This is a genomic window from Streptomyces sp. NBC_01478, from assembly GCF_036227225.1.
In the GTDB taxonomy this organism is placed as follows: Bacteria; Actinomycetota; Actinomycetes; order Streptomycetales; family Streptomycetaceae; genus Streptomyces.
The window spans coordinates 6,343,707-6,356,549 of the sequence record NZ_CP109444.1 but is presented as its reverse complement, the minus strand read 5'-3'; the positions used below and the strand labels follow the sequence as shown (position 1 = coordinate 6,356,549).

At 68.4% G+C, this 12,843-nt stretch carries 10 protein-coding genes; 3 read left to right on the top strand and 7 right to left on the bottom strand.

The window, feature by feature from the left end; genetic code table 11:
- Positions 1-19: 19 nt before the first annotated feature.
- Entirely contained in the window at positions 20-1,153 is a 1,134-nt protein-coding gene (locus OG223_RS28830; RefSeq protein WP_329247221.1) for an IS630 family transposase, read from the bottom strand.
- An 88-nt stretch (positions 1,154-1,241) separates the two neighbouring features.
- Complete coding sequence (locus tag OG223_RS28825) at positions 1,242-3,068, bottom strand: bifunctional metallophosphatase/5'-nucleotidase (RefSeq protein WP_329254681.1); 1,827 nt, start codon at positions 3,066-3,068, stop codon at positions 1,242-1,244.
- 337 nt (positions 3,069-3,405) lie between these two features.
- Between OG223_RS28825 and OG223_RS28820 the strand changes: the two genes are divergently transcribed.
- A complete protein-coding gene (locus tag OG223_RS28820; RefSeq protein ID WP_329254679.1) occupies positions 3,406-5,331 on the top strand; it encodes an Ig-like domain repeat protein in 1,926 nt (641 codons plus the stop codon).
- Between the two features lie 102 nt (positions 5,332-5,433).
- Here OG223_RS28820 and OG223_RS28815 read toward each other — a convergent pair whose 3' ends face one another.
- Positions 5,434-6,717 (bottom strand): adenylosuccinate synthase, encoded by a 1,284-nt coding sequence (locus OG223_RS28815; RefSeq protein ID WP_201056040.1) that lies wholly within the window; start codon positions 6,715-6,717, stop codon positions 5,434-5,436.
- Between the two features lie 187 nt (positions 6,718-6,904).
- Here OG223_RS28815 and OG223_RS28810 point away from each other — a divergent pair, with 187 nt between their 5' ends.
- Positions 6,905-7,780, top strand: a complete 876-nt coding sequence (locus OG223_RS28810) for a diacylglycerol kinase family protein (protein ID WP_329254673.1) — start codon at positions 6,905-6,907, stop codon at positions 7,778-7,780.
- Here the strand turns inward: OG223_RS28810 and OG223_RS28805 are convergent.
- The 3 genes from OG223_RS28805 to OG223_RS28795 are packed head-to-tail and all read right to left on the bottom strand — an operon-like array spanning position 7,761 to position 10,557.
- Positions 7,761-8,369 (bottom strand): Uma2 family endonuclease, encoded by a 609-nt coding sequence (locus OG223_RS28805; RefSeq protein WP_329254669.1) that lies wholly within the window; start codon positions 8,367-8,369, stop codon positions 7,761-7,763. The genes OG223_RS28810 and OG223_RS28805 overlap by 20 nt on opposite strands.
- 35 nt (positions 8,370-8,404) lie before the next feature.
- On the bottom strand, positions 8,405-9,172 hold the full coding sequence (eutC, locus tag OG223_RS28800) for an ethanolamine ammonia-lyase subunit EutC (protein WP_329254667.1): 768 nt from the start codon (positions 9,170-9,172) through the stop codon (positions 8,405-8,407).
- Positions 9,169-10,557, bottom strand: coding sequence for an ethanolamine ammonia-lyase subunit EutB (locus OG223_RS28795; protein WP_329254664.1), 1,389 nt, complete (start codon positions 10,555-10,557; stop codon positions 9,169-9,171). Before OG223_RS28795 ends, eutC begins: the two co-directional genes overlap by 4 nt.
- A gap of 160 nt (positions 10,558-10,717) precedes the next feature.
- Between OG223_RS28795 and OG223_RS28790 the strand changes: the two genes are divergently transcribed.
- Positions 10,718-12,229 (top strand): APC family permease, encoded by a 1,512-nt coding sequence (locus OG223_RS28790; protein WP_329254660.1) that lies wholly within the window; start codon positions 10,718-10,720, stop codon positions 12,227-12,229.
- 113 nt (positions 12,230-12,342) lie between these two features.
- Here the strand turns inward: OG223_RS28790 and OG223_RS28785 are convergent, their stop codons facing one another.
- Positions 12,343-12,840, bottom strand: coding sequence for a GbsR/MarR family transcriptional regulator (locus OG223_RS28785; RefSeq protein ID WP_329254657.1), 498 nt, complete (start codon positions 12,838-12,840; stop codon positions 12,343-12,345).
- Positions 12,841-12,843 lie beyond the last annotated feature (3 nt).

The window sequence follows — 12,843 nt, the reverse complement described above, 5'->3', positions numbered from 1 at the left end:
TCCGGAGTCTAGTGCTGCATCAAGCAACGTTGGCCCTGTCGACGACCGCGCGTAGGCGCCGGTCGTCGGCATGGCGGTTTCGCCAGATGATGTAGCGGCGGATCATGCTGCCTTGTTCCTTGTGGGTGGCGTGGTCGGTGCCGTCGAGGGTGAAGTACCGCAGGGCGGTGAACTGGGCCTCGATCCGGTTCAGCCAGGAGGAGTTCGTCGGGGTGTAGGCGATCTCGACGTTGTTGTCCGCGGCCCAGGTGCCGACCCGCCGGCAGCGTTTCGTGGTCAGGTGCGGGGAGAAGTTGTCGCAGATGATCGCGATGCGGGTGTCCGGCGGGTAGAGAGTGCGCAGGTAGCGGCAGAACTCCAGGAACTGCGTGCGCCTCTTGACCGGCTTGATGTGGCCGTAGAGCTTGTCCTTGGCCAGGTCCAGGGCGGCGAACAGGTGCCGGACTCCGCCGTAACGGTTGTAGGTGGCCCGGCGTCTGCGGCGCGGTTCGCGGGCGGGGTCTTTGTGCCTGCCGCCGCGTTCGGCCCATTGCCGTCCGGGGTGCGGCATCAGGTTGAGCGGACCGAACTCGTCCATGCAGAAGACGACATCGGGTTCGCCGTCCTCGGGTGTGACCTCGCCGTCGGCGATGGCGTAGAGGTGCTCGACGCGGGCCTTCTTGGCCGCGTAGTCGGGGTCGCGGGAGGTCTTCCAGGTTTTCAGGCGTTGAAAGGAGACGCCTTCCTCGCGGAGCAGGATGCGCAGGCCCTCGTGGCTGATGTCGTCGACCACCCCCTCGGCGACCAGGAAGTCCGCCAGTTTGGCCAGGCTCCAGGTCGAGAACGGCAGGTCGTGCTCGGTGGGCCTGGACTTGGCAATCTTCTTGATCTCACGGCGCTCGGGCAGCGTGAACGTCTTGGGGCGGCCGCCTTTGTACTTCGGGTAGAGCGAGTCGAAGCCGTCGGTGTTGAAGTTGTGGATCACATCGCGGACCCGGTCGTCGCTGGTGAACGACACCTCGGCGATCTTCGCTGCCGGCATGCCCTGCGCGGACAGCAGGACCATCTGGGCCCGGCGCCAGGTCACCACCGACCCGGTCCCCCTGCGGATGATCCGCAGAAGCCGCCGCCCCTCGTCATCGTCGATCTCTCGGACACGTACTCGCTCTGCCACTCGGACAGGGTGTCGGACACGCGCCGCCCGGCACAGCATCCGGACGGCGCGTCACATCACAACAGGGCCAACGTTGCTTGATGCGGCACTAGAAGACCGCCGTACCCGCCTGCGTCAGCTTCCAGTTGACCGCCGCGAACGTCGTCGGGTCGACCGAGCCCTTGGCCGTGGCGTACGCGATCATCAGGTCGCGGACCTGGTTCGTGGAGCTGTACGCCGTCTCCGCGGCGGCGATGTGCGGGTAGCCGCTGCCGCCGTTGGCGCGGTAGTTGTTGACCGCGACGACGAAGACCTGGTCGTCGGCGACCGCCGTGCCGTTGTAGGTCAGGTTCTTGATGCGGGAGCCCTCGGCCGCCGCGATGTCGATCTCGTAGTCGACGCCGGCCGCCGTGTCGTACATGTAGTCCCAGAAGCTGTTGGCGTTGGTGAGGGTCGCGGTGTCGACCTTCGTGCCGGCCGGCACCTGGTGGTAGTACTTCGCCGCGAACTCCAGGTAGTCCTTGAGCTGGGCGCCGGTGAGCTTCTTGCCGTACAGCGTGTTCTCGTAGATGTAGAGACCCGCCACGTCACGGATCGTCACGTCGCCCGCCGGGATGGTGGCCGTACGGCTGAAGCACGCGGCCACCGAGATCAGCGGGAGCGCGGCGTCCGCCGTGGACAGGCCGGACTTCACCGCGTCCATCTGGACCTCGTGGATGAAGTCGATCGCGGGGACGTCCTTCCAGCAGGCCTCCGCCGTCGACATGGCCTCCGTACACGTACCGATCGCCGTGTTGACGTACTTGACGACCAACTCGTGGTCGGCGGTGAGGAGTTCGGTGATCCGCTTGTCCTCCGCGACCGTGTTGCTGTTGAGCGTGGTCGCCGTCTTGCTCGTGATCTTCCAGCAGCCGCGCACCAGTTCAAGCTCGAAGTCGAAGACGGACAGGCGGTAGCCGTAGCAGTACGGCTCGGACAGGAGGACGTCCTCGCCGGTCTCCTCGTTCTTCACCGTGTAGGTGGGGACGTCGACGTGGGTGTGGCCGACCAGGATCGCGTCGATGCCGGGGACCTGCTGGGCGACCAGGTTCGACGCGTTCTCCACGTACGGGAGTTCGTCGCCCCACGACGTCGAGCCGTCCAGGCCCGAGTGGTCGGTGAGGAAGACGACGTCACAGCCCAGGGCGCGCAGCCGGGGCACGTACTTCTTCGCCTGCTCGACCAGACCGGTGAAGGTCATCTTCCCGGAGACGTTGTCCTTGTCCCACAGGGCGATGCCCGGGTTGGTGAGGCCGAGGATGCCGACCTTGATGTCGGGCGCCCCGGGCACCTTGATGTGCTTGACGGTGTAGGGCTCGAAGGCCGGCTTGAGCGTCTTCGCGTCCAGCGCGTTGGCGCCGAGGAGCGGGAAGTGGCACTGCTTCTCGAAGGTGCGGACGACCTCGATGCCGTAGTTGAACTCGTGGTTGCCGAGGGCGGCGGCGTCGTAGCGCATCTCGTTCATGGCGATCGCCATGGGGTGCTTCGGGCCGCGCTTGCCGTTCTTGCCCGTGATCGGGTCGACGCTCGCGTAGTACGACGCGAGGGACGTGCCCTGGATGATGTCGCCCGCGTCGACGAGGAGCACCCGGCCCTCGCCCTTCTGCGCGCGCAGGTTCTTGACCAGGGTGGCGATACGGGCGATGCCGTACGTGTTGCCCTTGGAGTCCACCGGGGCCGCGTTGGTGTAGTAGTCCCAGTTGAAGACGTGGCTGTGCAGGTCGGTCGTGCCCAGGATGGAGAACGACCAGGTCTTGGGCTTGGGCTTCGGCTTCGGCCGGTGCCGGTCGGCGGCCTCGGCCGGGGTCGCCGCCGCCGTCCCCGCGACGGCGACGACCGCACCGGTCACGGCCGACTTCTTCACGAACTCCCGGCGGTTCAGCGGATTGACGGGCATTCAGCACTCCTGGGTGGCTGGGCGACTGCGGGAACTGCGGGGACTACACGCGTAGATCGTGGCGGCCCGCAGGGCCATCTAGGAACCAAGAACAAGCCATGACAGACCATGTCCAGGTCAATTCAAGGGAAAGGCGGCGGCCACACCCGCCCCGTTAACCTCCTGTGAACCTGCCGTCAGTGGCGTCACATAGAGTTTTCCAACTGGCCCCACCGCGGGGCACTTTCGTACCGGGGGGTTCGAAATCACCGCACACAGACGCACTCTGCCGACCGCGCTCGCGGTCGCGCTCACTTTCGGCTCCGTCGCGCTCACGACCGGCGCGGCGGGTACGGCCATGGCGGACGACCAGCGGGATCTGGGCGTCTTCTCGGTCGGTGACATCGTCGTCGACGGTGTCCATCAGCGGGTCTTCGTCAGCGACCCGGACACCGGCAAGATCGTCGTCACGGACTACCAGGGCAACGGCGTCCGGCAGTTGACCGATCTGCCCGGCGTCCGGGGCCTGGAGCTGTCGGCCGACTCGGGCACCGTGTACGCGGCGGTTCCCGGCGGCGCGGACGGCACCGGCGACGCGATCGTCGCCGTCGACACCGCCACGGCGACCGAGTCGGCACGGTACGCGACGGGGAACGTGGACCCGCGCTATGTGGCCCTCGCCGGCGGCAAATTGTGGTTCGGGTACGGCACCGACGGCAACAGCGACGACAGCGGACACGGCGACATCGGCTCGGTCGACCTCACCGGCGCCGACCACCAGGTCACGCTGGACGCCGACGCGGCACACCCTTGGACCGCCGCCCCCGTCCTGGACGCGGCACCCGGTTCGGGCACGCTCGTCGCGGGTCTGCCGTACGGCGGCACGAACCAACTCGGCGTGTACGACGTCTCGTCGGGCACCGCGAGCGCCACCGCCCGCGCGAGGGTCGAGGGCAGCCTGCTGCGGGACCTCGCCGTCACACCGGACGGCAAGGACGTCGTCGTAGCCGCCTGGTCGCCCTCGTACCACGCGGCGTACAAGACCTCCGACCTGACGGCGGACGGCCGGTACCCGACCCGGGACTACGGCAACGCGGTCGCGGTCGCTCCCGACGGCACGGTCGCGGCGGGCGCCGAGCAGCAGTACAACGGCCCGGACATCTACGTCTTCAAGCCGCGCGGCACGACCTCGGTCCGGGAGTACGACTTCCCGGCCGGCGACGGCAGCGCAGCCGTCCTCGACGCGGCGAGCCTCGCCTGGGCACCCGACAAGTCCCGGCTGTTCGCGGTCACGACGAGCAGCCAGGGCGTGTACGAGCTGCGCATCCTGAACAACGCGGCCAAGGCCGTCACCACCGTCTCCGTCACCGCCCCCGCCAAGGCCCCGCGCGCGAAGAAGCTCACGGTCAAGGGCAAGGTCACCTCCAAGGTGGCGCTGCCCGCCGGCACCAAGCTCCCGATCCTCCGCACGGACCTGGAGAACCCCAAGGGCCGGAACATCGGCACGGCGACCCTCGCGGCGAACGGCACGTTCTCCTTCACCAACAGCCCGCCGGTCGGCGGCAAGGTGACGTACAAGCTGTCGTACGCGGGCGACGCGGACCATGTGGCGGGCAGCGGTTCGGCCTCGGTCGACGTCTCGCGCGCGGCGGCGACGCTCCGGCTGACCAACAACAAGAAGACCTACGGCTACGGGCAGAGCGTCAAGTTCACCGCCCACCTCGGCGCGACCTACAAGAACCGCAAGGTCGAGATCTGGGCCGACCCGTACGGCACCGACAAGCCGAACAAACTGGTCAAGTCCGGCACGGTGAACAGGAACGGCGACTTCGCGGTCACGTACAAGCTCACCCGCGACACCCGCCTCACGGCCCGCTTCACGGGCGACGCGCGCTACGCGCCCAAGTCGGTCGCGAGCACGGTCTACACCCGGGTCAAGGTGTCGACGTCGGTCGGCCGCCAGTACAAGAACAAGAAGGTGTACGGCCAGACGTACGCCTACTTCCACAAGAACACGAACCCGCTGTTCACGACGGCGATGACGGCGTACCCGGGCCGCGAGCAGCAGATGCAGATCCAGGTCTACTACCAGGGCACCTGGTACGACGGCGGCTCCCGGTACTTCCCGCTGGACGCGTCCGGCGTCTCCCGCGTGGAACTGGGCGGCACCCACGACGTCGGCTACCGCTTCCGCCTCCGCTCGTCGTATGTCGACGGGGCGTCCGGCGACAGCGTGAACACGACGACGCGCGGGGCGTGGAAGTACTTCATCTTCACGAGCTGAACGGCCTGGACGGCCTGGACGGCCTGAACCGCAGAGCAAAGGAGGGGCGCCCCGACGGGTGCCCCTCCTTTACCGGACTACCGGACGTACTGACCGGACGTACTAGATGAACGAGTTGATCTCGATCGTCTCCGTACGGCCCGGGCCGACTCCGATCGCGGAGATCGGGGCGCCCGACATCTCCTCCAGCGCCTTCACGTACGCCTGCGCGTTCTTCGGGAGGTCCGCGAAGGTCTTGGCCTTCGTGATGTCCTCGCTCCAGCCGGGCAGGTTCTCGTAGATCGGCTTCGCGTGGTGGAAGTCGGTCTGCGAGTACGGGAGTTCCTCGACGCGCTTGCCGTCGATCTCGTAGGCCACACAGACCGGGATCTGCTCCCAGCCGGTGAGGACGTCGAGCTTGGTGAGGAAGAAGTCGGTCAGGCCGTTCACGCGGGTCGCGTAGCGGGCGATGACCGCGTCGAACCAGCCGCAGCGCCGGTCGCGGCCGGTGGTGACACCCCGCTCGCCGCCGATACGGCGCAGGGCGTCGCCGTCCGCGTCGAACAGCTCGGTCGGGAACGGGCCCGAGCCGACCCGGGTCGTGTAGGCCTTCAGGATGCCGATGACCCGGCTGATCTTCGTCGGGCCGACACCCGCGCCCGTGCACGCGCCACCGGCGGTGGGGTTCGAGGACGTGACGAAGGGATAGGTCCCGTGGTCGATGTCGAGGAGGGTGCCCTGACCGCCCTCGAAGAGGACGACCTTGTCCTGGTCCAGCGCCTGGTTGAGGACGAGGACCGTGTCGGCGACGTACGGCTTGAGGCGGTCCGCGTAGGACAGCAGCTCCTCGACGACCTGCTCGATGGCGATCGCGCGCCGGTTGTAGAGCTTGGTGAGCATCTGGTTCTTGATGTCGAGGGACGCCTCGACCTTCTGCGTCAGGATCGACTCGTCGTAGAGGTCCTGGACCCGGATGCCGACGCGGTTGATCTTGTCCGCGTAGGTCGGGCCGATGCCACGGCCGGTCGTCCCGATCTTCCGCTTCCCGAGGAAGCGCTCCGTCACCTTGTCCACCGTCACGTTGTACGGCGTGATGATGTGAGCGTTACCGCTGATCAGGAGCTTGGACGTGTCGACGCCGCGCTCGTTCAGCCCGTTCAGCTCGGAGAACAGGACCGACGGGTCGACGACGACACCGTTGCCGATGACCGGAGTGCACTCCGGTGTGAGGATCCCGGAAGGGAGCAGGTGAAGGGCGTACTTCTGATCGCCCACGACTACCGTGTGGCCGGCGTTGTTGCCGCCCTGGTAGCGCACCACATAGTCGACGGACCCACCTAGCAGGTCCGTCGCCTTTCCCTTGCCTTCGTCACCCCACTGAGCACCGAGCAGCACAAGTGCGGGCACGCGCGTACACCCCTTCCGGGCGGGGCATGTCCAAGGTCAGAGACGTACGCGGCACAGCGTGTGCCTCGTACGCCAGCGACCCTCGTCGGCCGCAACCCGTCGGACCGGATGCCCCGGAATAGACGAAGCCCCTGGCGCAATAGCGCAAGGGGCTCTTGCACAAAGATGCTACCCGAGGAAGCGAGGCATGGCCGAGGTGGCGACTTTCGCGACTTCCGATCAGCTCCTGGTCGTCATCGATCCGGTCGCCCGGCGCGCCGACGCGGAGTCCGTCCGCATCGCGAAAGACGTGCTCAGCGCGGGTGCGGCGACGAAGGTGTGCCTGCCGGAGGGGCCCGAGGAATTCGCCCGGGTGCTGGCCCGGCGGGGTTCGCGCCGGCCGGTGGTCGTCGGCGACGACCGGGCGCTGATGCGTGCGGTGTCCCTGCTGTACCGGCAGCGGGAGCTGGCCGGATGTGCGCTGTCGATGGTGCCGGTGGGGGGTGCGCTGTCCCTGGCGGGGGCGCTGGGGGTGCCCACGGGGGCGGTGGCGGCTGCGCGGGCGGTGCTCGACGGGGCCGTACGGCGGATGGATCTGCTCGTGGACGACAGCGACGGGGTGGTGCTCGGCGCGCTGCGGATTCCTTCGCTTCCGGTGCGGGAGGCTCCGCCGGAGCAGCCGACACCGGTCGCGGCCGGCTCCGGGCATCTGTGGCTGCGGACGTGCCAGTCGCTGGTACGGACGCTCGTGCCGACCCGGCCGTCACGGGAGCCGCTGACCGGTGTACCCCGGCTCGGGCCGGCCCGGCTGCGGGTCGAGGTCGACGGGGTGACGCTGGTGGACCTGGACCAGCCGGTGGAGGGGGTGTCCGTGACGCCGGGGGCCTCGGGGTTCGCCGTGGTGGAGGTGCGGCCGGTGTCGGTGGGGGCGGAGGCTTCACCGCTGTGCGCGAGCGGGCGGAGCGTGACGGTGTCGGGGGCGGATTTCCGGTACCGGGCGGATGCGGTGGTCGGCGGGCCGGTGCGGACGCGGACGTGGGTGGTTCGGGAGGGGGCTTGGGGGCTTACGTTGCCGGCGGTGTAGGGGGCTCGAAGCCGGTGGTGTCGAGGGTGCAGTCGAAGGGGGCGGGGATGGGGAGTTCCTCGCCGAACGGCACCGTGCAGTGCGAGTCGTATCCCTTGTCGGAGGGCGTCCAGAAGACGGTCGCCTGCTCCTCCTGCATGTCGAGGACCAGGTAGACGGGGACGCCCGCCTTGCCGTAGACGCGAACCTTGTCGGTCAGGTCGTCGCCACGCGTGGACGAAGAAGTCAGCTCGGCGACGAAGACGAGGGCCTCGCCGTCCAGGTGATTGCTCAGCGACTCGAACGTCCGCTGGTGTGCGACATAGATGTCGGGCCCGTAAGCCCGCTCATCACCCGGGAAGACGTAGAGAAACGGGCTGGAACCGATGCGGTGCTCTTGCGGTGCATGCGGCCTCAGCCGATCACACACCAGATCCATGACACGGAAGTAATACGCCCTCGACCACGGCGACACGACGATGCTCCCCCTGATGATCTCGGCCTTGTAGCCGTCCGGCACATGCAGCTCGTCGAGGACATCCAGAAGCTCCTCGAAGTCGCTGTGGGGCTCAGTGCCGTCGATCACCGGTCGCTCTGCCATGAGTGTCATGATGCGCCCTCCCCTTGATGCGGACCAGCCGCAACTTAGAGTAGTCGCTCACTTACTTCCATGTGATCGGATTCGTCCTTCAGTCCAACCCCCGTGATCTCCAGCTCCCTTGCTCTCCCCATCAACCCGGCCAGCTTCGCCGCCGCCGTCTCGTAGGTCAGGCCCAACGGCGGCCGAATGTTGCTGAGGCAGTTCCGGTCGGCGTCCGTCGTCACTCCCGGCTTCGGCCGGTACGTCAGGTACGCGCCCAGTGAGTCCGCCGCCGACATCCCGGGGCGTTCGCCGACCAGGACCACGACCATCTCCGCGCCCATCGCGGAGGCGACGTCGTCGCCGAGGGCCACCCGGGCCTGTTCCGCGAGGACCACCGGGGCCACCTGCCAGGCCGTCGGCAGGAGTGCCGTCGTCGCCCGTACCATCGCCGCCCCGTGCTCGTGCACGGCCCGGCTGGACAGGCCGTCGGCCACCACGAACACGACGTCCCACTCCCCCACCGGAAGGTGCGCACGGTCGGCCGGGTCCAACCGGCGGCCCAGGTCCGGGCGTTGGAGGTAGGTGAGGCGGTCGGGGGCCGCGCTGCGGACCCGTACGGTCGGCTCGCCCCGCAACGCCGTCGCCACCACGTCCGGCTCGAACGGCGAGTGGACCGCGTCCCTCGCCGCCGCGTGCGCCGCCTGCAACTCCAGCCTGTGGTGGGTCGGAAGGCCCGTGCCCGCCCGGCCCAGGCCGATCCTCGCCTGGGTGTGGCGGCGCAGGGACGGCCACAAGTCCCGGTCCACAGACACTTCTTGACTGATCGTCATGCCGCCAGTTCCCTTCCGATCGCGGTCAACGGGTGGGTCGTACCGGACACGTCCCTGATCTCGCCGCCCTCGCCCAGCAGTCCGATCGAGTCGAGCCAGGCCTCGAACTCCGGTGCCGGGCGCAGCCCGAGGACCTCACGGAGGTACAACGCGTCGTGGTACGAGGCGGATTGGTAGTTGAGCATGATGTCGTCGCCGCCCGGGGTGCAGATCACGAAGGACGCGCCGGCCACGCCGAGCATGGTGAGCATCGTGGCGATGTCGTCGTCGTCCGCGTCGGCGTGGTTGGTGTAGCAGATGTCCAGGCCCATCGGCAGGCCGAGCACCTTGCCGCAGAAGTGGTCCTCCAGGGCCGCCCGGAGGATCTGGCGGCCGTCGTAGAGGTACTCCGGGCCGATGAAGCCCACCACCGTGTTCACGAGGAGCGGGTCGTAGCGGCGGGCGACCGCGTACGCCCGTGCCTCCACCGTCTGCTGGTCGACGCCGTGGTGCGCGTCCGCCGACAGTGCGCTGCCCTGGCCCGTCTCGAAGTACATGACGTTCGAACCGACCGTGCCCCGGCCCAGCGCCTTCGCCGCCTCGTACGCCTCGTCGAGCAGCCCCAGCGTCACGCCGAAGGACGCGTTCGCCGCCTGGGTGCCCGCGACGGACTGGAAGACCAGGTCCACCGGCGCCCCGCGTTCCATCAGGTCCATGCTCGTCGTGACGTGGGAGAGGACGCAGGACTGGGTGGGGATGGCGTACCGCTGGATGACTCCGTCCAACAGCTCCAGCAGGTCCCGTACCGCCTTCGGGCTGTCCGTCGCCGGGTTGATGCCGATCACCGCGTCGCCGGAGCCGAGCAGCAGCCCGTCGAGCAGGGCCGCGGCGACGCCCGCCGGGTCGTCGGTGGGATGGTTGGGCTGAAGGCGGGTGGCGAGGCGCCCCGGCAGCCCGATCGTCGACCGGAACGCCGTCACGACGCTCACCTTCCGCGCGACCGCGACCAGATCCGCGTTGCCCATCAGCTTGGACACGGCGGCCACCATCTCCGGCGTCAACCCGGGCGCCAAGGCGGCCAGTTGGGACGTGTCCGCGGCCAGCAGCCACTCCCGGAACCCGCCCACCGACAGCCCGGCCACCGCCGCGAACGCGCCCGTGTCGTGCGTGTCGAGGATCAGCCGGGTCACGTCGTCGGTCTCGTAGGGGATCACCGGCTCGGCGAGAAAGGCCGTCAGCGGTACGTCCGCCAGCGCCCACCGCGCCGCCACCCGCTCCTGGGCGCTCTCGGCCGCCAGCCCCGCCAGCCGGTCGCCGGAACGCTCGGGGCTCGCGGCGGCGAGCAGGCGCGCGAGGGAGCCGAAGCGGTAGTGCCGGCCGCCGAGGGTCGAGGTGTACGTACTCATGGCGGTGACCGTACGAGGGGCGTGTTGCCCCCAGGTTTCCTCAGATTTCTAAAGGTCTGGTTGACAAACATTTAACGCACCGAGCCCCTTTCCCGACTCATTCGGCCTACAGAGTTCCGGTTCGAAACACCAGCCGAGCAGCAGGAGAGGAGCCATCCCGATGGCAGTGGACGAAGGAGTCGCCCCCGCGGCGAACACAAGCGAGGACGGCGCCGTTCACCGGCTCAAGCCCAACGCCATCGGCCTGCTGGGCGTGGTCTTCATGGCCGTCGCGACCGCCGCCCCGATCACCGCGATGACCGGCAACGTGCCCTTCATGGTCTCGTCGGGCAACGGCATAGGCGCCCCGGCGAGCTACCTCGTCGCAATGGTCGTCCTGGCAATCTTTTCCGTCGGCTTCACGTCGATGGCGAAGCACATCACCTCGACCGGCGCCTTCTACGGCTTCATCTCCTACGGCCTCGGCCGCACCGTCGGACTGGCGTCGGGCCTCCTCGCCACCTTCGCGTACGTCGTGTTCGAGCCGGCGCTGATCGGCATCTTCTCGGTCTTCGCCACCGGAACCCTCAAGGACCAGACGGGACTTGACGTCCCGTGGTGGGCCTGCGCGATCGTGATGCTGGCCGTCAACGCGACCGGCACCTGGTTCGGTGTCTCGGTCGCGGAGAAGCTGCTCGTCGTCCTCCTCGGCACGGAGGTGACCGTCCTGGCCGCGATGGCGATCTCGGTCGCCCTGCACGGCGGCGGCCCGCACGGCTTCACCTTCGGCCCGGTCAACCCGGTCAACGCGTTCAAGGGGACGAGCGCCGGCCTCGGCCTCTTCTTCGCCTTCTGGTCCTGGGTCGGCTTCGAGTCCACGGCCATGTACGGCGAGGAGTCCCGCGACCCGAAGAAGATCATCCCCAAGGCGACGATGATCTCGGTCCTCGGCGTCGGCGTCTTCTACGTCTTCGTCTCCTGGATGGCCATCATCGGCAACGGCGAGACGGAGGCCGTCAAGGTCGCCTCCTCGGCGAACCCGCTCGCCCTCTTCTTCAACCCCACCGAGCACTACGTCGGCCACTGGGCGGTCGACCTCATGCAGTGGCTGATGATCACCGGCTCGCTCGCCTGTGGCATGGCCTTCCACAACTGCGCCAGCCGCTACATGTACGCCCTGGGCCGCGAGGGCGTCCTCCCCTCCCTCAAGAACACCATCGGCCGCACCCACGCCAAGCACGGCTCCCCGCACATCGCGGGCTTCGTGCAGACCGTGATCAGCGCCGTTCTGATCCTCGCGTTCTGGGCCACGAGCAAGGACCCGGCGAACGCGATGTACGTCCTGCTGGCCATCCTCGGCACGATGGCGATCCTGGTGGTGCAGGCGGTGTGCTCGTTCGCGGTGCTGGCGTACTTCCGCAGCCACCACCCCGAGAGCCGGCACTGGTTCAAGACGTTCACCGCCCCGCTGCTCGGCGGTGTCGCGATGCTGGCGGTGGTCCTTCTCCTCGTCTCCAACATGAGCGTGGCGGCGGGCGCGGAGTCCGACTCCCCGCTCCTGAAGGCAACGCCGTGGCTGGTCCTCCTGGTCGCGGCGACGGGCATCGGCTACGCCCAGTACCTGAAGCGCCGGGCTCCTGAGCGGTACGCGCTGCTGGGCCGCACGGTCCTCGAAGAAACCAAGGAGCGCTGACGGCCTTTGTCTTCAGGGGCGCGGGGAACTGCGCGACCAGCCCACCACCGGGCCGCGGGTAAGTACGGACCTGCGGGAGCGTCGTGGCTGATCGCGCAGTTCGCCGCGCCCCTTCAGTGCGCTCCACCGAAGCGCGTTTCACGGTGCACCCTCCACCGCTCCATCATCGCCACGATCTCGCCGTCGACGAATTCGAAGAAGGCGAGGGTCTCGGCCATGCGGCGTCCCGCCGGGGTGTCCGCACCGAGGCTCGCAACCCCCTCGCTCAGAGCCGCCTCCCACCGCTTGAGGACAGCCTCGCGATTGGTGAGCGCCTCGTACCACTGGTCGCCCTGAACCCGGTACCGCTCGCGCCGCGAACCCGGCTCGCGCTCCCGCGAAACCATGTGCTGCTGAGCCAAATACCGCACCCCACCAGACACCGCCGCCGGACTGATCCGAAGCTGCTCCCCCAGTTCGACGGACGTCATCGCCCCCTCGTCGGAGGACAGCAGCGCAGCGAAGATCCGCGCCGGCATCCGCTGCATCCCCGCCTCGACAAGCTGCGCGGCGAAGGACTCGACGAACTTCGACACGGACTCCGCGTCCCGCCCACCGGTTGTATCCGTCATGGA

What these genes read in the sequence shown, in the direction of transcription:
- OG223_RS28785 (WP_329254657.1), bottom strand. Translation starts at nt 12,840, where the DNA reads ATGACGGATACAACCGGTGGGCGGGACGCGGAGTCCGTGTCGAAGTTC.
- OG223_RS28820 (WP_329254679.1), top strand. Translation starts at nt 3,406, where the DNA reads ATGGCGGACGACCAGCGGGATCTGGGCGTCTTCTCGGTCGGTGACATC.
- OG223_RS28825 (WP_329254681.1), bottom strand. Translation starts at nt 3,068, where the DNA reads ATGCCCGTCAATCCGCTGAACCGCCGGGAGTTCGTGAAGAAGTCGGCC.
- OG223_RS28810 (WP_329254673.1), top strand. Translation starts at nt 6,905, where the DNA reads ATGGCCGAGGTGGCGACTTTCGCGACTTCCGATCAGCTCCTGGTCGTC.
- eutC (WP_329254667.1), bottom strand. Translation starts at nt 9,172, where the DNA reads ATGACGATCAGTCAAGAAGTGTCTGTGGACCGGGACTTGTGGCCGTCC.
- OG223_RS28805 (WP_329254669.1), bottom strand. Translation starts at nt 8,369, where the DNA reads ATGACACTCATGGCAGAGCGACCGGTGATCGACGGCACTGAGCCCCAC.
- OG223_RS28790 (WP_329254660.1), top strand. Translation starts at nt 10,718, where the DNA reads ATGGCAGTGGACGAAGGAGTCGCCCCCGCGGCGAACACAAGCGAGGAC.
- OG223_RS28795 (WP_329254664.1), bottom strand. Translation starts at nt 10,557, where the DNA reads ATGAGTACGTACACCTCGACCCTCGGCGGCCGGCACTACCGCTTCGGC.